The organism is Streptomyces sp. MspMP-M5, assembly GCF_000373585.1.
Taxonomy (GTDB): Bacteria; Actinomycetota; Actinomycetes; order Streptomycetales; family Streptomycetaceae; genus Streptomyces.
Genome location: NZ_KB891883.1, coordinates 83,668 through 105,728, shown reverse-complemented (window position 1 = coordinate 105,728; position 22,061 = coordinate 83,668). Strand labels below are relative to the sequence as shown.

At 70.4% G+C, this 22,061-nt stretch carries 14 protein-coding genes; 4 read left to right on the top strand and 10 right to left on the bottom strand.

All coding sequences use genetic code 11. From position 1 onward, the window contains the following. Positions 1-378: 378 nt before the first annotated feature. The 4 genes from B073_RS39880 to B073_RS0112190 are packed head-to-tail and all read left to right on the top strand — an operon-like array spanning position 379 to position 9,624. Positions 379-5,805: a type I polyketide synthase gene (locus B073_RS39880; protein WP_158690121.1), complete on the top strand. Its 5,427-nt coding sequence runs from the start codon at positions 379-381 to the stop codon at positions 5,803-5,805. Between the two features lie 18 nt (positions 5,806-5,823). Continuing rightward, positions 5,824-7,737 carry a type I polyketide synthase gene (locus tag B073_RS0112200; protein WP_158690120.1) on the top strand — a complete coding sequence of 638 codons (1,914 nt, stop codon included), beginning with the start codon at positions 5,824-5,826 and terminating at the stop codon, positions 7,735-7,737. Then, positions 7,731-8,492, top strand: a complete 762-nt coding sequence (locus B073_RS0112195; RefSeq protein WP_018538379.1) for a glucose 1-dehydrogenase — start codon at positions 7,731-7,733, stop codon at positions 8,490-8,492. The genes B073_RS0112200 and B073_RS0112195 overlap by 7 nt, the downstream gene beginning before the upstream one ends. Positions 8,493-8,535: 43 nt before the next feature. Next, positions 8,536-9,624: an LLM class flavin-dependent oxidoreductase gene (locus B073_RS0112190; protein ID WP_018538378.1), complete on the top strand. Its 1,089-nt coding sequence runs from the start codon at positions 8,536-8,538 to the stop codon at positions 9,622-9,624. A gap of 15 nt (positions 9,625-9,639) precedes the next feature. Here B073_RS0112190 and B073_RS0112185 read toward each other — a convergent pair whose 3' ends face one another. From B073_RS0112185 to B073_RS0112140, 10 genes are all read right to left on the bottom strand, one after another. Then, entirely contained in the window at positions 9,640-11,058 is a 1,419-nt protein-coding gene (locus tag B073_RS0112185) for a sensor histidine kinase (RefSeq protein WP_018538377.1), read from the bottom strand. Beyond that, entirely contained in the window at positions 11,055-11,777 is a 723-nt protein-coding gene (locus B073_RS39875) for a response regulator transcription factor (RefSeq protein ID WP_018538376.1), read from the bottom strand. Before B073_RS39875 ends, B073_RS0112185 begins: the two co-directional genes overlap by 4 nt. 10 nt (positions 11,778-11,787) lie before the next feature. Next, a complete protein-coding gene (locus B073_RS0112175; RefSeq protein ID WP_018538375.1) occupies positions 11,788-13,089 on the bottom strand; it encodes an MFS transporter in 1,302 nt (433 codons plus the stop codon). Continuing rightward, the gene (locus B073_RS39870) at positions 13,070-14,362 is read right to left on the bottom strand and encodes a type III PLP-dependent enzyme (protein WP_018538374.1); all 1,293 of its coding nucleotides are present in this window, start codon (positions 14,360-14,362) and stop codon (positions 13,070-13,072) included. Before B073_RS39870 ends, B073_RS0112175 begins: the two co-directional genes overlap by 20 nt. Next, a complete protein-coding gene (locus B073_RS0112165; protein WP_018538373.1) occupies positions 14,362-16,059 on the bottom strand; it encodes an IucA/IucC family protein in 1,698 nt (565 codons plus the stop codon). Before B073_RS0112165 ends, B073_RS39870 begins: the two co-directional genes overlap by 1 nt. Beyond that, positions 16,056-17,720: an IucA/IucC family protein gene (locus B073_RS0112160; protein ID WP_234025063.1), complete on the bottom strand. Its 1,665-nt coding sequence runs from the start codon at positions 17,718-17,720 to the stop codon at positions 16,056-16,058. Before B073_RS0112160 ends, B073_RS0112165 begins: the two co-directional genes overlap by 4 nt. Before the next feature lie 204 nt (positions 17,721-17,924). After that, positions 17,925-18,551, bottom strand: coding sequence for a DJ-1/PfpI family protein (locus B073_RS0112155; RefSeq protein ID WP_018538371.1), 627 nt, complete (start codon positions 18,549-18,551; stop codon positions 17,925-17,927). Then, on the bottom strand, positions 18,548-19,525 hold the full coding sequence (locus B073_RS0112150; RefSeq protein WP_018538370.1) for a GlxA family transcriptional regulator: 978 nt from the start codon (positions 19,523-19,525) through the stop codon (positions 18,548-18,550). Before B073_RS0112150 ends, B073_RS0112155 begins: the two co-directional genes overlap by 4 nt. Before the next feature lie 121 nt (positions 19,526-19,646). Next, the gene (locus B073_RS0112145; RefSeq protein ID WP_018538369.1) at positions 19,647-20,036 is read right to left on the bottom strand and encodes a hypothetical protein; all 390 of its coding nucleotides are present in this window, start codon (positions 20,034-20,036) and stop codon (positions 19,647-19,649) included. An 80-nt stretch (positions 20,037-20,116) separates the two neighbouring features. After that, on the bottom strand, positions 20,117-21,793 hold the full coding sequence (locus B073_RS0112140; RefSeq protein ID WP_018538368.1) for an NRAMP family divalent metal transporter: 1,677 nt from the start codon (positions 21,791-21,793) through the stop codon (positions 20,117-20,119). Between the last annotated feature and the right edge of the window lie 268 nt (positions 21,794-22,061).

Sequence of the window (22,061 nt, the reverse complement as noted above, 5' to 3'; positions counted from 1 at the left end):
TTGTCGGCCTCCACCTCGGGCAGGTGGATTGCCCTTGCCTCACCTGCCCAGGAGTTGGGAACGCCCAGCAGTAGTGATCGGGGCCGGCGCCACTGCCCAGCACCGAGAAGCGATATGTCTTGGCGTATCTCTGTGCGCCCCCGCCATGCTGCAATGCGCCGTGTAATACCGGTATTTGCTCTGGTGCGGAGAGGTCATAGCGAATTCCGTGGCTTGGGATGGGTACCGGTGATTCTGCGCAACGGGTTGTCGAAGGTGGCCACTCCACGTTCCCCGTAGACAGATGCAGTCTCCGCGAGGTTGATGGACACCGAGGCAAGGACCCGAAGCTTGGGACCTGGAAGCGTAGGGCGGGCCTCACACAGGAAAGGGATCCCCATGGTCAGAGGTTCGGTCGTCGGGTGCGAGGCGATAGCCATCGTGGGTATGGCCTGCCGATTCCCCGGTGGCGCGATCTCACCTCAGGCTTTTTGGACAATTCTCGACGAAGGCCGGGACGTGCTCTCGCCCTTTCCCACGGACCGGGGCTGGGAACGTGGTCTCTATGACCCTGATCCGGAGGCATCCGGCAAGGTCTCGCTGCCGAAGAGCGGATTCCTGCACGATGCGGCCGAATTCGATGCCGAGTTCTTCGGGTTGTCCCCGCGCGAAGCCGCGGCAACGGACCCGCAGCAACGACTGTGGCTGGAGATCTGCTGGGAGGCACTGGAACACGCCCGGCTGGATCCGCACTCTCTGCGCGGCAGCCGGACTGGCGTCTTCGCGGGGTTGACGAATACGGATTACGGTATGCGGTGGATGACCGGCGGCCGCGGGCTCGAGGAATATCAGGGGCATCTGCTGGTCGGCAGCACCAACGCGGTCGCCTCGGGCCGGGTGTCGTACCTGCTCGACCTGGCAGGGCCCGCACTGACGGTGGACACGGCGTGCTCGTCGTCCCTGGTGACCCTGCACCTGGCCTGCCAGTCGTTGCGGCGCCAGGAGTGCACGCTGGCACTCGCGGGCGGCGTCACTTTGCAGGCCACGCCCGGAGTTCTGCAGGATTTCAGCCGTCAACGCGGATTCTCCGCCGACGGCCGGGTGAAGTCCTTCGCGGCGTCCGCCGACGGTACGGCCTTCGGCGAGGGGGCCGGCGTGCTGGTCCTGGAACGATTACCGGACGCCCGGCGAAACGGGCACCGCGTTCTGGCGGTCATACGGGGCACTGCCGTCAACCAGGACGGTGCCAGCGCTCAGTTGACCGCCCCCAGCGGGTCGGCCCAGGCAGGCGTGATCCGCAGTGCGCTGGCGGACGCGGCCATGGCACCGACCGACATCGACGCACTGGAGGGGCACGGCACGGCCACCCTGCTGGGGGACCAGCATGAGCTGCAGGCGGTGTTGGACACCTACGGACAGCGACGCCCGCCCGAACGGCCCTTGTGGTTGGGTTCGGTGAAATCCAACATCAGTCACACGATGTCGGCTGCCGGTGCTGCTGGGGTCATCAAGATGGTCTTGGCGCTCCAACACGAACTGCTGCCACGCACTCTGCATGTGGATGCGCCCACCTCGCGGGTGGACTGGGGCAAGGGCACCGTCCGGCTCCTGACCGAGCCGAGGGAATGGCCCCACCATCCTGGGCGGCCGCGCCGCTGCGCCGTGTCGGGCTTCGGAATCAGCGGCACCAACGCCCATGTCGTGCTGGAAGAGGCGCCACCCGAGCTTCCGTCCACCACAGGCGCCCCCGCCACACCACTGCCCCTCATTCCTTGGGCCGTCTCCGCGAAGTCCCGTACGGCGCTGCGTGCCCAGGCACGCGCTCTGGCGGCACACGCCGAAGAGCACCCTGAGCTCAGCGCTCTCGACATCGGGTATGCGCTGGCCACCACGCGCAGCCACTTCAACCATCGCGCACTGTTCCTGGCCCGTGAGCGCGACGAACTCATCAGCGCAGTTCGCGCCCTCACCGAGGACACCCCGACGCCCGACACCTTCTCCGCCGCCACCTCGCTGCCTTCCGCCGGGCCGGTGATGATCTTCCCGGGGCAGGGCGCTCAGTGGCCGGGCATGGCGGCGGAGCTGTTGGACAGCTGCGTTCCGTTCGCCGACCACATGGAGCGTTGCACCGAGGCGCTCGCTCCTTTCGCGGACTTCTCCCTGATCGATGTGGTGCGCGAGCGGCCGGGGGCTCCGCCGGTCGACCGGATCGACGTACTGAGCCACACCATGTTCGCTGTGCTGACCTCGCTGGCCGAGCTGTGGCGCCACTACGGGGTGGAGCCGGCGGCCGTGGTAGGGCATTCGCAAGGGGAGATAGCGGCCGCGTATATCGCAGGGGTGCTCTCCTTGGAGGATGCCGCCAGGGTCGTGGGGATCCGCGGTAACGCTCTGTCGAAACTCGCCGGTGCCGGCGGCATGTTGGCGACAGCGATGCCGCTACCGTCGCTGCAGCCGCGGATCGAGAGCGCGGGGGGCAGCCTGTCGCTGTGCGCGGTCAACAGCCCGCACAGCACGGTGGTGTGCGGGAGCGACGACGCCCTGGACGCGATGGAACGGGAACTCACCGCCGTCGGCGTGCGAACCCGTCGCCTGGATACCGACGTTGCCGTGCACTCGGCCCAGGTGGAGCAGATCCGGGACGAGATCCTCAACGGCCTGGCGGGCATCACTCCCCACTCCGCGCGGATTCCGCTCTACTCCACGGTGACCGGGGGACGGGCGGACGGCTCGGAGATGAGTGCCGGATTCTGGTACCGCAACACCAGGGCACCCGTCTACTTCGAAGCCGCCACCCGGACCATGCTGCGGCACGGATTCCGGCACTTCATCCAGTGCAGTGCGCATCCGGTACTCATCGCCGCGCTCGAAGAGATCGCCGAGGACCAGAACACCGAGATCATGGCGCACGGCACGTTGCGGCGCGGCCACGGTGACCGGACACAGATGCTGCGGGCGATCGGCGAAGCGCATGTCTGCGGGGCAGAGGTGAACTGGACTTCCGTGTTCGCCGGCACCCGCGCCCAGGCAGTGGATCTCCCCACCTATCCGTTCCAGCGTCGGCGCTACTGGTTGCCGCTGCCCGACCTCGGTCCGCGAACGACTTCCCCCGCCGCGGATCATCCGCTTCTGGACACAGCCGTGGAGAACGCGGAGACGGGCCAGACGCTGTTCTCCGGTGTGATCTCGCGGGATGCACCTGCCTGGCTCGCCGACCACATGCTCATGGGAAGAGCGGTGGTGCCCAGCACCGCACTGGTGGAGATGGCCCTGCACGCGGGGGCGGTCTGCGGATTTCCCACTCTGGACGAATTGACCGTGCAGACCCCGCTGGTGCTCCCCGAACACGGAGCGGTACGGCTCCAGATCGCGGTGGCGCCACCGGAGGAGGGCCGGTGCCGCATCAGTGTGTTCGCGTGCAAGGACCAGGGCATACCGGCCGCGGGTGGCGCGGCCGGCACTCGGGCCGCCTGGACCTGCCATGCCGAGGGAAGGGTGTCGGCCCGGGAAGCGGTGGCGCACTCCGGTCCCGAAGCGTGGCCGCCACCCCGGGCGCACGCGGTCGACCTCAGCGCGCTGTATGAACGCCTCCGTGCCCGGGGCTACGATTACGGGCCGGCCTTCCAGGGAGTGCGACGGGTCTGGCGCGACGGCGACGTGCTGTATGCCGAAGTGGTCGCAGCGCAGGAGGCAGGGAATGACTGCGGTCGGTACGGGGTACATCCGGCACTTCTCGACTCAGCCCTGCAGACGCTGACGGCCGCTCACCTGTCCGGGACTCCCGAGGGCGCGGCGAGCCCCCTGGTGCCCTTTGCCTGGAGTGGGGTCTCTCTGCACCAACGGGGTGCGACCGCGTTGCGCGTCATGATCGCCCCCGCGCCTGGGGACCGCAGCAGGATGCGGTTCGCCGTCTTCGACCAGGCAGGTCGGTCCGTGCTGCACGTGGACACTCTCGTGGGCCGGTCCGTGACAGCCGACCAATTGGAGTTCGCCACCGGACGATGGCGCGCAGACCTGTACCGCCTGACGTGGGCGGACGCTCCTCCCGCCGCCGACCGTCCCGCAGCGGCTCGGTTGGCGGTTGTGGGGGACGGTATGGAGTGGCTGCGGGCCACCGGCACGGATATCGATAGCACTGCCCACCCGGACTGGACGGCCATCCGCGCGGCAGCGAAAGAAGGTGATGGCCTGCCCGAAACGGTGTGCTGCACCGTCGGCGGCGGAGACGTGCATGCCGCAACGCATCGCACTCTGCGCAGAGTTCAGGAGTGGCTGGACGACGAACGGTTCCGGTCCTCCCGCCTGGTGCTGGTGACACGGGAGGCCGTGGCGCTGGCCGCCGGCCAGGATGCGGCCGACCTCGCGGGTGCGGCCTGTGCGGGACTGGTCCGGGCAGCGGAGTCCGAACACCCCGGACGGTTCGCCGTGATCGACGTCGACGCTGATGCCACCCCTGCCGCCTTCGCACGCGCCCTGTCCCTACGGGAGCCGTCGACAGCGGTGCGAGGCAGCCGGGTGTTCGTCCCCCGGCTCTCCCGGGCACGCGTGGCCGCCGCCCACACGGAGCCACTGCTCGACCCTGAGGGCACCGTACTGATCACCGGGGGAACCGGTGCCCTGGGCGGTCTGCTCGCCCGCCACCTCGTCACCCGGCATGGCGCCCGCCACCTCCTGCTGCTCAGCCGACGCGGCGCACAAGCTCCTGGCGCCGCCGAACTGGCCGACCACCTGCGCGAAGCGGGAGCGCAGGTGAGCATCGTCGCGGCCGACGCCGGTGAGCGGCGAGCGCTGGCACAGGTGCTGGCCGACATCCCTGCCGCGCACCCGCTCACCGCGGTGGTCCATGCCGCGGGAATCGTCGACGACGGTGTGGTGGGTGCCATGACGGCGGAGAGGATGGACACGGTGCTGCGGCCCAAGGCGGACGCGGCCGTGCTCCTGCACGAACTCACCGAGCACCTCGACCTGTCGATGTTCGTACTGTTCTCGTCGGCAAGTGGGCTGCTGGGCAACGCCGGGCAGGCCAACTACGCGGCGGCCAACGCCTGTCTGGACGCGCTGGCCTGTCATCGGGCCAGCCTGGGTCTGCCCGCGACAGCGCTCGCCTGGGGCCTGTGGGAACCCGAACACGGCATGGGCGCGGGGCTGAGCGAGGCGAACCGTGCTCGCCTGGCACATCTCGGAATGACCGCACTGCCGGGGCGCGACGGCCTGGCTCTCTTCGACGCTGCCGTGGGCCTGGGAGAGCCCCTGCTCCTCCCCATGCGTCTGGACGAACTGGACGAACAGCCGCTGTCGACCGGAGGAACGGCACTGAGCCGGCCCGCGCTCTTCCAAGGGCTGGCAAGGACAGGCAGGACGCCTTCGGACAGGACTTCGCAGCAGGGCTCTTCCCAGCAGGATGCGTCCCGGGAGGAGACGCAGACGGCCGACCAGATGGAGACCATCCGCGGCCTGCCCCAGAGCGAGCAGGGAGCGGCCGTGCTGGCCTTCGTCCGCGAGCATGCGGCAGCGGTACTGGCGCACTCCCGGCCCACGAGCCTTGACGTCGACGCCCCCTTCACCTCGCTGGGCTTCGATTCCCTGATCGCGATTCAGTTCCGCAACCGGATCAACAAGTCCAGCGGCCTGGAGCTGCCCGCCACGCTGGTCTTCGAGCACCCGGACATCCGAGCGGTCAGCCACCTGATCCTCCAAAAGCTCCCCGCCCGCCCGTCCCGACCGGCCGACAAAGGTCAGGCCACCCCGCAGAGCGAAGTGGAGACCATCCAAGCCATGAGCGCGGAGGAACTCATCCGCCTGGCGCTGCCCGACACTCCGTCCTGAACACGATCGGAGAAACCTGTGTCCACCGTTGCGTCAGAGCGGCTCGTGGAAGCGCTGCGGGCGGCTCTCACCGAGAATCAACGACTCAAGGAACAGGCCGCCCGGTACTCCTCCCACCACGATCCCATCGCCATCGTGGGGATGGGCTGCCGGTTCCCTGGAAACGTCAACTCACCGGAGGCCATGTGGGACTTCGTCTCGGCCGGTAGGGACGCCGCAGGCCCGCTGCCGCGCGGACGGCACTGGGAGACCTGGAGGCCGGATCCCACGGGCCAGGCCGACCCACTGCAGGTCGAGGCCGGCTGCTTCCTCGACAACGCGGCTGACTTCGACGCTCCGTTCTTCGGTATGACGGCGACGGAAGCCCTCGTCACCGATCCTCAACAGCGCCTTCTTCTGGAGGTGGCATGGCAGGCACTGGAACATGCGCGACTTGATCCGGCAAGCCTCCGGGGCACCGCTACGGGCGTCTACTTCGGCGCCATGTACCACGACTATCTCACTCTCCTGACGTCCCTGCCCGACCGGGAGAAGGAGGCCGTCGAGTACCTCTTCACAGGCAATCTGGGCAGCCTCCTCGCCGGTCGCGTCGCCTACGCACTCGGCCTGGAAGGACCGGGCATCACCTTGGACACCGCGTGCTCCTCCTCGCTGGTGGCCCTTCATCTGGCCTGCCAGGCACTGCGCGACGGGGAGTGCACCCTGGCGTTGGCCGGCGGCACCACGGTCATGGCGACACCGATGCTGTTCAGTTCCCTCGGACACATCGCCGGTCTTGCCCGGGACGGCCGCAGCAAGTCCTTCGCCGCAGGGGCCGACGGGGTGGCCTTCGGCGAAGGCGCAGGCGTGTTGGTGCTGGAACGGCTGGCGGACGCACACCGTCACGGGCACCGCGTGCTGGCGGTGATCCGGGGCTCGGCCGTCCAGCAGGAAGGCCCCCGGAACGCCATGGTCGTCCCCGGCGAAGAAGCCTGTCGCAGGCTCATCCACCAGGCGCTCTCGCGAGCGGAACTCGGGCCCGCCGACATCGACGCCGTGGAAGGACACGGCAGCGGAACCCCGGTGGTGGATCCCCTGGAGGTCAAGGCACTCCTGGACACCTACGGGCAGCACCACACGCCGGAGCGCCCCCTGTGGCTCGGGTCGGTCAAGTCCAACCTGGGCCATGCGCAAGCCGCCGGCGGCGCCGCCGGGATCATCAAAATGGTCCTGGCTCTGCAACACGGCATGCTTCCGCCCACTCTCCACGCCGACGAACCCACACCCCACGTGGACTGGAGTTCAGGCACCGTCCGGCTTCTGACCGAGCCGCGTGACTGGCCCCACCAACCGGACCGACCACGCCGCTGTGCCGTGTCAGGCATCGGCATCGGGGGCACCAACGCCCACGTCATCCTCGAAGAAGCGTCACCGACACCGGAACACGTGGCGACCACCACCGCACCACTGCCCCTCATACCCTGGGTCATCACCGCCAGGACCCCCGGCGCCCTGCGCGCACAGGCCCGCAGTCTCGCCGCACACGCCGAACGCCACCGCCACCTCAGCGCCCTGGACATCGCCTACTCGCTGGCCACCACCCGCAGTCATTTCCCCCACCGTGCCCTTCTGCTGGCTCCCGATCGGGACGAACTCCTCGACGCCACCCGCGCCCTCGCCGACAACACCCCGCACCCCTGCGTTGTGATCTACCCGGGTGATGCCCGGCCCTCTTCGCGGCTCCTTCCCGCACCGGTGGGATCCGCGCTGGCGGAGCTGTGCCGTTCCTTCGCCGAGGGAGCTCAGGCGGACTGGAAAACCCTCTTCGAGGGAACCGGTGCTCGTGCGGTGGACCTGCCCACGTATGCGTTTCAGCGGCAGCCCTACTGGCCGCCTGCCCCAGCCCCACATCCCTCGTACGACGAAGCGAGCGGGGTGGTCGAGGCATGCTGACGCTGCAGGGGAAAGTCGCTCTGATCACCGGAGCCGCGCGCGGTCAGGGCGAGGCGGCAGCCAGGCTCTTCGCCGGTCTGGGTGGCCAGGTGGTCCTCGGGGATGTGCTGGACAAGGAAGGGCAGGAAGTCGCCGCCTCACTGGGAGACACCGCACGCTATGTGCATCTGGACGTCACCCGGGAATCCGACTGGCAGCACGCCCTGAGCGAGGCGACCCATGAGTTCGGACGGGTGGACGCCCTGGTGAACAATGCGGGGATCTTTCACATGAGGTCTCTGGAGAACGAATCCCTGGAGTCCTTCGAACGGGTGCTGCAGACCAACCTGCTCGGTGCCTTCCTCGGAATCCAGGCGGTGCTTCCGACGATGCGTTCCGCTCGCCAAGGCACCATCGTCAATGTCTCCTCGGCCGCCGGACTGATGGGCATTGCCTACAGCGGCGCCTACTCGGCGTCGAAATGGGCGCTCCGAGGTCTGACGAAGGTGGCCGCCCTGGAACTGGGCGAATACGGAATCCGCGTCAACAGCGTTCACCCCGGGATCATCGACACGCCCATGGTCAAGGGCGTCGCGCCGCCGGCCGGCCCCGGAAACCATCCCGGAGTCCCGCTGCGCCGTATCGGGCAGGCCCACGAAGTCGCCTCGCTCGTGGCCTTCCTGGTATCCGACGCCGCCTCCTACATCAACGGCGCCGAGATCAGCACGGACGGCGGATTCACCGCGGGCCCCACACCGCCGTCGCTAGACACCTGATGTTCCGAACTCGGGCTCTGTATCGAGAGAAAGCGGAGTGGCCATGCACGTCGGATACCACCTGGGGTGGCAGAACTGGCGACAGAACCTCACCGACGAAGGGATGTACCGCGCGGAACTGAAACTGCTCGACCAGGTCGAGGAGCAGGGGTTTGATTCGATCTGGTCGGTGGAGCACCACTTCGACGACTTCGCGATGTGCCCGGACGCGACGCAGGTGCTGTCGTATCTGGCCGCCCGCACCAGCACCATCGCCCTGGGTACGGGGGCGGTGATTCTGCCGTGGAACGACCCGCTGCGGGTGGTGGAGAAGCTGATCATGCTGGATCACCTCAGTGAGGGCAGGCTGCTGGTCGGCCTCGGCCGCGGGCTGGCGAAGCGGGAGTTCGACGGATTCCGGGTGGATATGAAGGAGGCCCGGGAGCGGTTCGACGAGGCGGCTCGTATGGTGCTGCGCGGCCTGGAGAGCGGTGTTGTGGAAAACGACGGCCCCTATTACCCCCAGCCCCGGGTCGAGGTCCGACCGCGCCCCACCAGATCGTTCGCCGACCGGCTCTTCTGCGTGGCGATGTCGCCGGACTCTCAGCTCATCGCCGCCGAACTCGGGGCGACGATGATGACCTTCGTCCAATACCCCGCCGAAGTACACGCCGCAGCGATCGCCCGATATCGTGCCCTGTTTGTCGAGTGGCACGGCCGTCCTCCCGGACCACCCGTAATGACCGACTTCACCTACTGCCACGCCGACCCGGCCGAAGCCGAACGACGTGCCAGAGAAGCGATCGGCAACTACTTCGTATCCGTGGTCCAGCATTACGACTTCGCCGGTGAGCACTTCGCCGGGATCAAGGGCTACACGGATTACGCGGCGGGCGCGGCGGCGATCCGCGAGGCCGGAATGGAGAACGCCGCCCGCGCCTTTGTGGACTCGCAGATCTGGGGCACGCCCGACCAGATCGTCGAGAAATACAGGAGGCGACTTGAGGTGACGGGACCGGTGCAGGCCAACGTCGTGTTCTCCCATGGCGGCCTCGGCTACGGCGAGATCGAAGCCAGCCAGCGCCTGTTCGCGGCCGAAGTACTCCCGCAACTCAAAGAACTCACCGCCCCGCTGCCCTCGGGGATGCCCTAGCGACCCGCCGCGGGCTCACCCGGCTCGGTTGCCGTGCGGCTGTGCGGCTGGGCGCAGGTGGATCACTGCGTCCAGGCCGCCGGTGGGATGGGGGTGGAGTTCGATGGAGCCGCCGCTGGCCTGGGCGAGTTGGCGGGCGATGGTCAGGCCGAGTCCGGTGCCGCCGGGGGAGGTGTTGGGCGCGCGCCAGAAGCGGTCGAAGGCACGCTCGCATTCGGTGGTGGTCATGCCGGGGCCTTGGTCGATGATGTGGAGATGGACGGGTGGGGCGGTCCGGTGGTGTGGGGTGGGAGCCGGGGTGCGGTGGAGGGTGATGGTGCTGCCGGGGGGTGTGGCGCGCAGCGCGTTGGCCAGAAGGTTGTCGAGGATCTGTTCCAGCGCTCCGGGGATGGCCTGGACGTGGCCGGTGGTTGCGCCGGTGAGGCGGAGGGTGACGTTGTGGTCGGTGGCGAAGGCCGACCACGTCTCGACCCGGTCGTGCACGACGGCGTCGGCGTTCACGGGGGTGGGGGCGGTGTGGTCCTCCTCCAGGCGGGCCAGGGCGAGCAGCCCGTGGATCATGCGCACGAGACGGTCGGTTTCGGCGATGGCCTGGTCGAGGTGGTGACGGGCGTCGGCGTTGATGTCGGGTTCGAGGTTCTCCAGGCGCAGGCGGAGCGCGGTCAGGGGGGTCTTGAGCTGGTGGGAGGCGTCGGCGGCGAACCGGTGCTGGGCGCGGAGGAGGTGCTGCAGGCGGGTCGCGGTGTGGTTGAAGGTGGCGGCGAGGCGGCGGAGTTCGCGTGGCCCGACGTCGGCCGCGGGTGGCTCGGTCAGGGTGCCGCCGGCGAGCTGGGCGGTGGCGCGTTCGAGCTTGCGTACCGGCCGGGTGGTCCAGCGGGCGAGGGTGAGCCCTATCGCGGTCATGGCGGCGAGGACGGCGAGCCCGGCGCCGGCCAGCAAGGCCCAGGCGGTGTGGATGCGTGCCGTGGTGTCGCGGGTGGGGGCGGTGATCCGGACGGCTCCGCGGACGAGGGGCCCGGAGGCGGCGGGCACGGTGACGTAGCGGGCCTCGCCGCCGGAGAGGGGGTCGCGGGTGGTGCCACTGGTGCGGTGGTTGTGCAGTGCGGCGATGATGTCCGGTGCCCCGGCGAGGTTCCGTGCCGGTGGGGGCGGGTCCGCCGGGGCGGTGGTGAGAATGGTTCCGTGCCGGTCGACGACGACGGCCTGGGTGTGGTCGCGTCGGATGGCGCCGTTCAGCAGGTGGGGCAGCGCACGGGTGTCGGCGTTCTCGATGTCCTCCTCGGCGAGTTCGGCCAGGACCACGGCGTCGCGTTCGAGGGTGGTGGTGAGCGCGGAGGTCCGGCTGCGGGCGTAGAGGATCCCGAAGGGGATCTCCAGGGTGAGCAGGACGAGCACGGTGAGGGTGAGGTAGCTGAGCAGGACGCGGTGGATCACCGGTGGTCCTCGCCTCCGTCGGCGGGCGCGGTCAGCCGGAAGCCGACTCCCCGGACGGTCTCGATCCAGGCGGGGTTGCCGAGTTTGCGGCGCAGGGCGGCGATGTGGACGTCGAGGGTCTTGGTCGGGCCGAAGTAGTTGGGGTCCCAGACGGTGTCGAGAATGTGCTGCCGTGAGTAGACGGCGCCGGGATCCTCGCAGAGGAGGGCGAGGAGGCCGAACTCCTTTGGAGCCAGCGCGACATGCTCCCCCGCGACGTGTACTTTCCTGGTCCGCCGGTCGATGACGAGGTCTCCGACGCGCTGCGGTGTGCCGTTGGCGGGCCGCATCCCGTCACCGGGGGCCATGTCGTGGGCCATCGGGTCGGTGAGGTGGGCGCGGCGGGTGACGGCGCGCATGCGGGCGACGAGTTCCCTGATTCCGAAGGGCTTGGAGAGGTAGTCGTCGGCGCCCAGTTCGAGGCCGACGACGCGGTCGGTCTCGTCACCCCGCGCGGTGATCATGATGATCGGCACGCGGGAGCGACTGCGCAGCGTACGGCAGACATCGATGCCGTCCATGTCGGGCAGCCCGAGGTCGAGCAGGACCATGTCGGGCACCGGAGCGGCGAGGGCGGCCGCTCCGGTGCCGACCCGGTCGATCGTGAAGCCATAGCGGCCCAGGCCCACGGCCAGGGGTTCGGCGATGGCGTTGTCGTCCTCGATGAGCAGCACCCGCATGGCCGCAGCGTCACACATCTCGGAGACCGGCGGTGGCTGGATCACGGGAGGCTTCCCCTTTCGGGTGAGCGGAAGCCTGGCAGGTCGCGGCCACGGCCCCGGCGGCCAGCAGGCCGGCCGACCCGCCGAGGACGAGCCCGTACCGGGCGCCGAAGGTCTGGGCGATCCAGCCGATCAGGGGGGCGCCGAGGGGGGTGCCCCCGAGGAGGACGAGGAAGTAGACGGACAGCACCCGGCCGCGCATGTCCGGATCGGTGCTGAGCTGGACGAGGGTGTTCGCCATGGTGGTGACCAGGACGGCGGCGACTCCGGTCGGAACGAGCATCACGGCACAGGCGACGGGCGTGGGCATGACGCCGGTCGCGGCTTCGAGCAGACCGAATGCCGCGGCCCATCCCACGAGCAGCCGCAGCGAGGGCGGTCGGCTGCGGCCCGCGGCCCGCAGCGCCCCGAGCAGACTGCCCGCGGCATAGGCGGCGGACAGCGCGCCGAACGCCGCCGCACCGGTGTGGAATTCGGTGGTGGCCATGAGGGAGATCGTCACCTGGAAGTTCAGGCAGAACGTACCGATGACGGCGGTCAGGGCGATCGTCCGGCGCAGTGGGGGAGTGGTGCGGATGTGCCGCAGGGCGTCGGTCAGCCGCACGGCGTTCGCCGCCCGGCGGTGGGCGGGGGCGCGACCGTGCGGGCGCATGGTGGCCAGCCCGGCGAGGACCGCCGCGTAGGAGACGGCGTTCAGCAGGAAGACCCAGCCGCTGCCGAGGGCCGCGATGACCAGCCCGGCCACGGCGGGTCCGAGGATGCGGGCGGCGTTGAACTGCGCCGCGTTCACGCTGACCGCGCTGGGCAGCCGTGCGCGGCCGACCAGCTCGCCGATGAAGGCGTTGCGCGCCGGCCCGTCCAGCGCGGTCGCCGTCCCAAGGGCGGTGGCCAGGACGTAGACGTGCCAGACACGCACCGTGCCGCCGAGCGTCAGCGTTCCCAGGAGCAGGGCCTGACCGGCCATGAGGCTCTGGGTGAGGAGCAACAGGGTGCGTTTGGGGTAGCGGTCGGCGATGACGCCTCCCCACAGGCCGAGCAGGCTCTGGGGGAGGAACTGAAGCGCCGTCACGATGCCGACGGCGGTGCCGCTGTGCCCGGTGAGCTGGAGGACCAGCCAGTCCTGCGCGGCCCGGTGCATCCACGTTCCGGTGTTGGACACCAACTGCCCGAGCAGGTAACGGCGGAAGGCACGGACGTGGAGTGCATGCGGCGCGGCGCGCTCGGGCGGTGCGGTCGCCGCCTCCGTGGCCTCAGCCGCGGCGCCGGACAACGCGGCCTCCCCCGGACGGCTGGGCGTGCAGGGCGGGTCGCGGCGCCCCGAAACCAGGGCGAGCGGAATCCGGGGGCCCGGAATCCGGGGGCGCGGTATCCGGGAACGCGGTGTCCAGGTAGTGGAATCCGGGTGCCGGGTGCATGAGGAAGTCGTGGTGGGAGATGTTCCACGCGTACGCCCCGGCCATCGCGAACGCCACGCGGTCGCCCGCCCGCAGCCGCCCGACGGGCACGCGTCGGGCCAGGACGTCCTTGGGCGTGCACAACTGTCCGGCCAGCGTCACCGGTTCGCCGGCGACGGCCGGTCGCGCCCACGACCAGGGCCAGTCCTCACGGGCCACGACCTCGAAGGGCTGGTTGTGGCCCTTGGCGGCCGGAGTGCGCAGATGGTGGGTGCCCCCGGCCAGCACGGCGAACGCCTCGCCCTGACTGTGCTTGACGTCGAGGACCCGGGTCACGTACCAGCCGCAGTACGCGCTCACCGACCGGCCTGGTTCGATGCGCACCGTCAGCCCGGGGCGCTCGTCCAGGACGCGGCGCAGGCCACGCCCGAAGACCTGCCAGTCGAAGTGGCGCCCCGGGTCGGCGTAGTCGACGCTCATTCCGCCGCCGATGTTGACTTCGCGCAGCCGGATGTCCCGGGAGCGGGCCCACCCCACGGCCCAGGAGATGACGTGCTCGGCGACCCGCAGCTGTTCCCCGGCATCCAGGCCGGAGGCCAGGTGAGCGTGCACACCCCGCAGCCGGATGCCGGGGTGGGCGGCCAGGATCCGCAGACAGGCATCCAGACGGGTGGGATCGATGCCGAAGGGACTGGGCCGCCCTCCCATCGCCAGCGACACCTCGCCCAGACCGACGGGCAGATTGACCCGCAGGAGCACCTCTACGGGGCGGCCCGCGGCAAGCTCGCCGAGCATTCGCAGTTCGTGCTCGCTCTCGACGTGCAGTCGCTCCACCCCGAGGTCCAGGGCCTGTGCCACTTCGGGCGCCGACTTTCCCGGTCCACCGAAGGCGAGGCGGGCCCGGGGCAACTCCTGGCGGGTATGCCGGAGTTCGCCGCCGGAGGCGACCTCGAAGCCGTCGACGACCTCCCGCAGGGCCTGCAGCAGCCGGGGATCCGGGTTCGCCTTGGCCGCGTAGAACACCTCCACCCGTTCGGGCAGCGCTTCCCGGATGGCGCGGACATGTCTGCGCAGTCCGGCCAAATCGTAGACGTATGCGGGGAGTTCGTCGTCGGCCAGGTGCCGCAGTCGGTCTTCCAGGTGTGGCATCACGGGGTCACCTGCCGGGGGAAGTCGTCGGACAGCGGACTGGGCAGTGGCACGTAGGTGGCGTGCCGGTCGGCCTGGCGGGCCCAGCGCAGCAGGAGGTTGGCCTTGGCGGGCAGTGGCACCCCGGACAGCAGCGCCCGCAGCCTGGGTGGGTTGCCCGTGTCGGCCGCGTAGGCCGCGATGTGGTCGTGGACCAGCCCCCACAAGGACGCCTCCAGCGCGGGCGCGGTGTCGGCCAGTGCGCTGACCATTTCCGCGACATGGTTGACCAGCAGGCAGTATGCGACGCGGTCCCAGCCGCGGGCGGCGCTGTAGGTGAGCGGTCCTCTGGTCTCCTCGTCCAGCGCGGCCAGCGTCCGGTGGTGGCGTTCGGGGACGAGCTTGGTGCCTTCCAGGTCGCGGAAGAGGACGTGTGCGGGCATGCCGTCCGCGCGCACGCCGACGACCACGTTCTGCAGATGCGGTTCCAGGACCAGGCCGTGCTCGAAGTACGCGGCCAGGACCGGCGGCAGCAGCAGTCCGAGATAGGCGTCCCACCAAGCCAGCGGATCGGAGCCCCGGCGGGCCAGGAGCCGGGAGACGTGCGCCGGGCTGTTGGGATACTCGTCGGCGACGGCGGCGGCCAGCAGGGGCGTGACGGCGGGCGGCAGATGCCGGCCGAAGCCCTCGCGCACGATCACCCCGAAACCCTCGTGGAGGTCGCGGCTGCCGTCGAGGTCGAGACTGCGGTAGCCCGGCTCGCCCAACATGCCGCACCCCGGGTACCGCGCGCGCAACGCCGCGAACACCGGCTGGACGACCTCGTGCAGGACGACGGCACCGGCCAGCTCGTAGGCGGAGTTCTTTCGTACGCAGTTGGTCAGGCGCACATTCAGACTGAACTTCAGGAACACGTCGGCGGCCGGCTCGTACACGGTGCGCACCGATGCCGTGGGCGCCACCAGGGGACCGCAGCTGCCCAGATCGTGCACGTCGCCGCGGGCGAGCGCCGCACGCAGGGCACGGTGGCCGGACAGCATCCGGTACTGCCACGGGTGGGCGGGCAGGACGAGGTGGCCCGGCCGGGCCGGCCCCAGGGCGTCCAGGGCGCTGGAGTCGCCTTCTCCGTAGAGCAGTTCGGGTCGTACGGCGAGATGGCGCAGGGCGAACCGGCTGCCGGTCTCCGGCCCGTACTCCAGCCACTCGTGCGGGTCGCCGCTACGGGACTTGGGGGTGGGGTGGAAGCGGTGCCCGTAGACGAGGGACTGCTCGGAGGCGAGATAGGCGTCGGGCGAGGGCCGGTGCGCGCGCCGGGCCGTCAGCACGGTGCGGATGGTGGCACGGCTGGCGGCGACCTGGGCGGTGAACTCCCCGTTGTCGGCGCCGGTGCACGAGGTGAGTTCCGCGCGGATCAGGTCCGCGAGCGCGGCCGAGCCGAGCGGGGACCAGGCGGCGCCCTCGCAGCGCTCGGGCGGCCCGCTGAAGCGGTGGGCGCCGATCAGCGACTGACGACGCAGCGCCACCCGCAGCAGCACTCCGCGGCGCGGCAGACGCACCAGCAGGTGCCCGTCGGCGACGATGACTTGGCGCTCGGGCCCGGAGACCTCACGAACCAGGCAGTTGAGCAGGGTGTGTGCGGTCACCACGTCCGCGGTGGCGCCGTCGACGTCGGAGGCGGCGGTGCCGGGGGCCGGCGTGCCGAGCGTCGGAGAGGTCATCGCCGGACCTCCCGTCGGGTACTGCCGCGGTGGGCGGCCACCGGGTTGGGCACCTCCACCCACTGGGCCTTGCCGGGGGTGCCGGCCAGCCGCATCGCGGTGGTGGCCTTCAACGGCCAGGCGGTGGCGAAGAACGCTTCCTCGTCACCGTCCTCGGCCCGCAGCGCGGCGAAGACCCTCCGGGCGACGCCGGCGATCACGGCCCACAGGTCGCCGGGATCGGCTCCGCGCGCCCGGGACAGCACTGCCACCAGCTCGCCGAACACGCCGCTCAGCAGCCCGCCGAACAGCTTGGCCCGCAGCGCGAACGGGTCCTCTCCCGCACGGCTCCCGGCCAGGCGCGGCAGTTCGAAGCCGCAGGCGGCCAGGCGCCGGCCGCTCACCCGCACGCCGTCCAGATCCCGGTACAGCACGCGTACCGGGCGGCCCTGCCGCAGCACCACCAGCGTGTTCTGCCCGTGCGCCTCCAGCGCGACCCCCATGGACAGCAGCGTCAGCGCGGGCGGCAACACCAACTCCGCGAACTCGCCGAGCCAGTCCACCGCTTCACCGGAGATCAGGGCGGCTTCGGTGGCGTAGACGGCGGTCAGGGGAGCCGCGATCTCGTCCGGGCCCGTGTACCGGTCGGCCGACTCCCGCACCATCGAGCCCAAGGACGAGCACGGCTGTCCGTCCACGCGCACGGCTCCGCCGCCCAGCTCCCGCAGCACGCTCAGCCGGTCCGCGTGACCGGACTTCTCGACGACCGCCGCCACCAGGTCGGACAGCACGGGACCGTCGGCGACCTCCGCCGGAGCGATGGTGCGTCGGTAGTTCGTCAGCTGCACGTCCAGCGATGTCTTGACGTGGCAGCCAGGCAGGGCGTCCAGCGGAGCGAGGGTCCGCAGGGACATCAGCGGACGCGCCGTGACCGACCTCCCGGACAGCGACAGGCCGGCGAACCGCGGGAGGACATGGTCGCGCTGCCAGGGATGCAGCGGCATCAGCACCGTGTCGCCGTCGCGCAGCTCCGCCGGCCAGGTGCCGGCCTGCTGCCACCGGCCGGCGGGCACGGCCAGCAGGGACATCTCGATCACGGGCCGGTACTCGGGTGCGTAGGCCAGCACCTCGGCTACCGACAGGCCGGTGCGGGTCCGGCAGCACGGGTGCTGGGGGTGGCCGTCGACCACGGCCTGCTCGGCGTCCACACTGTCGCGCACCACGGGCCGGCCGGTCCCGGCGGCGGCCCGGGCCAAGGCAAGGTTGGCCACGCTGTTGGCCAACTCGGCACTCAGCGTGCGGGCCGCCGGCGTGCGCAGGCCCAGCGCGGCGAGGAGCCGCACCGGGTCCGACACCGCTCCCGCGGGTGTTCCCACGGTGAAGCCGGGCGGCGTCCGAGCGAACCGCTCCGCGGCGGCCGCATCGCCCGACAGGCATCCGCCGCCCTCCAGGGAGACGGTCAGATCACCCCCGGTGCGGCGCCGGCCGGTGATTCCCGGCAGTGGCTCCCGGGCGAAGGCCCCCCACAGACGCCCCAGCACCGTGGCCTGCGCCCCGGGCAGGGAACGTAAGAAGGGCCCCGCCAACTCGGGCCGGGACGCTCGTACTTCATCAGCCGCTACCAGGAGCGGGTCGTCGTGCTCCATGGACGGGGACGGGCGGAGGTCTTGGAGGTCGCGCATCACGTGTCCCTTCGAGCCGGGTGATCTCGGGCATGAGCCATCCGCGCCAAGAGCCGCTGCGAGCTCCGCTCCGCCTCGGCTCTTCACGTGTTGACAACGCTACGCAGCGGCAGGTGAACACTCCGCCAGCAAAGGGAGAGGGGACGGACAGCACCAAGCCAAGAAACCGAAGCCCGTCCGTAGGAACCGGGCCGGGGCCGGCGTTCAGCAGCGGGCCGGCGGTTCGTCGGCGAGGTAGGGAGGTGCGGGCTCGTACTGGATGTAGCGGCGTACCGCGCGGGCGTGGTCGCGGCCGTGCAGCCGGCCGATCAGCCACAGGGCCATGTCGATGCCGGCGGACACGCCCTGGCTGGTGACCAGTCGGCCGTCGACCACATAGCGTGCGTCGCGGACGACGGTGATGTCCTCGCGTGCCTGAAGGGTGTCTTCGAAGGCATGGTGGGTGGCCACGCGGCGGCCGCGGGCCGGACCGGCCTCGTGCAGCAGCAGGGCTCCGGTGCAGACGCTGGTGGTCCAGGTGGCCTGGGCGGAGGTCTTGCTGATCCACTCGATGAGTGCGGGGTTGGACACCTGAGTCCGGGTGCCGTTCCCGCCGGGCACGAGCAGCACGTCGAGCGGCGGGTGATCGTCGAAGGTGTGGTCGGGCAGGACCCGCATGCCTTTGTTGCAGCGGATGATGCCCGGCCGTTCGGCGATCAGGACGGTGGTGTCCTGCTGCTCGGTGGTGTCCTGTTGCTCGCGGATCATGGCGGAGGAGGTGAACACCTCCCAGGGCCCGACGAAGTCCAGTTCTTCGGCTGCCTCGAACAGCAGCAGTCCATAGGTCGTCATGCATCCTCTTTCAGGTTCATGGATCGGAAACGGTTTCGGTACTCGGACGGCGCGACGCCGACGTGCCGGTGGAAGGAGCGGCGCAGTGTCTCCGCGGTGCCGAAGCCGCAGTGGTGGGCGATGGTCTCGACGGGGTCGTCGCCTTCGACCAGGGCCCGGCGTGCCGCCTCGACGCGCACCCGCTCCACGTAGGCGGCCGGAGGTGTGCCGAGTTCGGCGGTGAACCGGCGCTGGAGGTGACGGGTGCTCAGGCCGGCGTGTGTGGCCAGGTCGGATATGCCGTGCCGGGCCCGGGGGTTCGCGTGGATCGCGGAGACCGCGGCCCGGATCGGGTCGGTGGACGGCTGGCGCGACCACAGTGGCACGCTGAACTGCGACTGGCTGCCCGGCCGGCGCAGGAAGAGCACCAGTTCCTGGGCGACGGCGCGGGCGATGTCCTGGCCGAGGTCGTCCTCCACCAGGGCGAGCGCGAGGTCCATACCGGCGGTCACTCCGGCCGAGGTCCACACCCGGCCGTCCCTGATGAAGATCGGGTCGCAGTCCACCCGCAGTTCAGGATGCTGCCGGACCAGCTGCCCGGCCCGGGACCAATGGGTGGTGACCCGGCGGCCGTCGACGAGCCCGGCGGCCGCCAGCAGGAACACTCCGCTGCACACGGACGTGACGCGGCGGGCGGACTTCCCGGCCGCGGCGATCCACCCGGTCAGCGTGCCGACCTCTGCGGCGTGGTCGACGCCGTTGCCGCCCACGACCACCAGGGTGTCGATTCCGTCCGGTCCCAGGTCGGCCACGCCGTGTCCGGCGTGTACGGACAGGCCGCTGGACGACTGGACCGGTCCGGCGGTGGGCGCCAGGATCTGGCAGTCGTAACCGCCTGCGAGCTTTCCCGCGTACTGGAACACCTCCCGCGGGCCGACCAGATCCAGGGCCTGGAAGCCGTCGAAGACCACGAAGACAATGCGGCGTTGTTGCACGTCTTCAGCCTGCTGGCTCCGGCGTGAGGGCGTCAACGACACGCATCCCACGATTCGCGCCATCGCCCGAAAGCGCTTGCAGGCCCTGGCCGTTGCCGACTACGACGTGCCGGCGGCAGGGTCAGGCGGGAGCAGGGCCGGCGGTGAGGGGTTCGAGGAACTCCAGGCGGTTGCCGACCGGGTCCGTGGTGTGGAAGCGGCGGTGGCCGCGCACGCTGACGTTCCAGACGACCGGTGCGCCGTGGGTCTCCAGGCGGGCGGCGAGCGCGTCGAGGCCGGTGACCTTGATCGCGGGGTGTGCCTTGCGGGGCGGGCGGTAGCCGTCCTCGATCCCGATGTGGATCTCCAGCCGTCCGCCGTCCGCCGCGGCGAACCAGCAGCCGCCCCGCCGGGCGACCCCCGGCGGCCTGGGGATTTCCGTCATCTGCAGCGTGCTGAGGTAGAAGCGGCGCAGCACGTCCTCGGAACCGGCCGGGGCGGCGAGCTGGACGTGGGCGAGTGCGGTGAGCATGGCGAACGGGCCTCCGTTCGGTGAGGAGAGGGGGCCGGGGCGCAGTCGACGCGCCCCGGACCGTGGGGTGTTCGGCTGCCTCAGCTCCCGAAGGCGACCTGAGCGATCTTGATGACGACCAGGACCATCGCGATGAGGAGATAGGTGCGCAGCGCGCCCATGCCGATCTTGCGCGCGGTGGACATGGTCGGCCTGGTCAGGGTGGCGAGCGCGGGCATGCGCCAGGTGTCCCGGCCGGTGCGGTCGATCGGGTCCTCCTTGGTGCCCGTGCGGCGGCGGGTGAAGGCGTACCCGGCGGCCAGCACTCCGACGATGCCGCAGGCGGCCATGATGTCCAGGATCGCGCCCGCGGAGATGTCCGGGAAGAGGACCGAGGCGGTCAGGACGATCGACAGGGCGACCAGGACACCCACGACGGCCGAGGTGAACGCGTTGGTCTTGGGACCGTTGACCCAGGGGCCGAGGACGGCCTTGTCGTTGCAGAGGAGGAGCAGGAAGACGGAGGCGGAGGGCAGCAGCACCCCGGCCAGGGTCTGGACGCCTTCGGTGAGCAGGCCCAGCGGGGAGCCGGGGATCAGCACGATCGTGGCGGCGGCCGCGACCAGGCCGGCGTAGACGGCGTAGAAGCCCTTGGCGCCCTTGACGCCGCGGTGCAGGGAGTGCCGGATGCCGAAGACGTCGCCGATGGCGTAGGCGGTGGACAGGGAGACGGCGAAGGCGCCGATGATCGAGGCGTCCAGCAGGGCGATGGCGAACAGGACTCCGGCGAGCTTGCCGGCGTGCGCGGCCAGGCCGTGGGCGATGCCCGCGGTGTCGGTGAAGTTGCCGGCCTGGTGCGTCCCGGCGAAGGCGGCGGCGGTGAAGCCCATCATGGCCGCGGCACCGATGACCACCACCGCGATGCCGATGACCAGGTCCACCTTCTCGTACTTCATGAAGCGCGGGGTGATCCGCTTGTCGATCACGTAGGACTGCTGGAAGAACAGCTGCCAGGGGGCGACGGTGGTGCCCACGATGCCGATGATCAGCAGCATGACGGTCGACAACTCACCCGTACCGCCGGGCATGTTCGGGATGACGAAGTCCCGGGCCATCTGTGACGCGGCGGGGTGGATCATGAAGTAGATCGGCACCAGCAGCAGCGAGGCGGCGCACAGCGCGATGGCGATCCGCTCGAAGCGCCGGAAGGAACCGGTGAACGCGGACGCGACGATGATCGCGGCGGCCAGTACCACCGACGCTTCCCTCGGCAGGCCCAGGTAGCCGGTGGCCAGGGTGATGCCGATGAACTCGGTCACCAGCGTCAGCGCGTTGAGCAGGAACAGGTCGATGACCGAGAACGCGCCCCAGAACTTCCCGAACCGCTCCAGGATGAGCCGGGCGTGCCCGACGCCGGTGACGGCGCCCAGGCGCAGCACCATCTCCTGGTTGACGTACAGGACCGGTATGAGCAGCAGCAGGGTCCACAGCAGGTGTGTGCCGTAGTTCTGGCCGGCCTGGCCGTAGGTCGCGAACGCACCGGCATCGTTGTCGCCGACCATCACGATCAGACCGGGACCGACGATGGCCAGCAGGGTCTTGAGCCTGGCCGACAAACCGGTGCGGGGTGCGGTGTCGTCGAGCCTGATGGTGCCCAGGGCGCCCTGGATGTCGCCGACGTGGGCGTCGTCCAGGACCGCCGCGGGGGGCGTGCGGACGGCGGTGTCGTCGAGGGCGGTGTGGCCGACGGCGGTGTGGTCGATGGTCGTTTCCGTCATGCTGACGTACCTCCCAAATCCCCCCAGCAGGGGAGGTGTTGGGGGCACGCGGCGGCCATCCCCCCTGCGCGGGCGCGCAGGACGGCGGCCCGTCACGGCGCAGGGCCGTACGGGGCGCAGGGCGCGGAGGTGAATGCGCGCAGGGGGGTGGTTACCGCGTGCCGGAAGAGTGCGAGGACAAGCGGGTAAGGGGCCGACTGTGGCCCGGACTACTGCAACTGCAGTCCATGTCACTCGCCTCCTTCCGGTCGGGACGCGTACGCGCGTC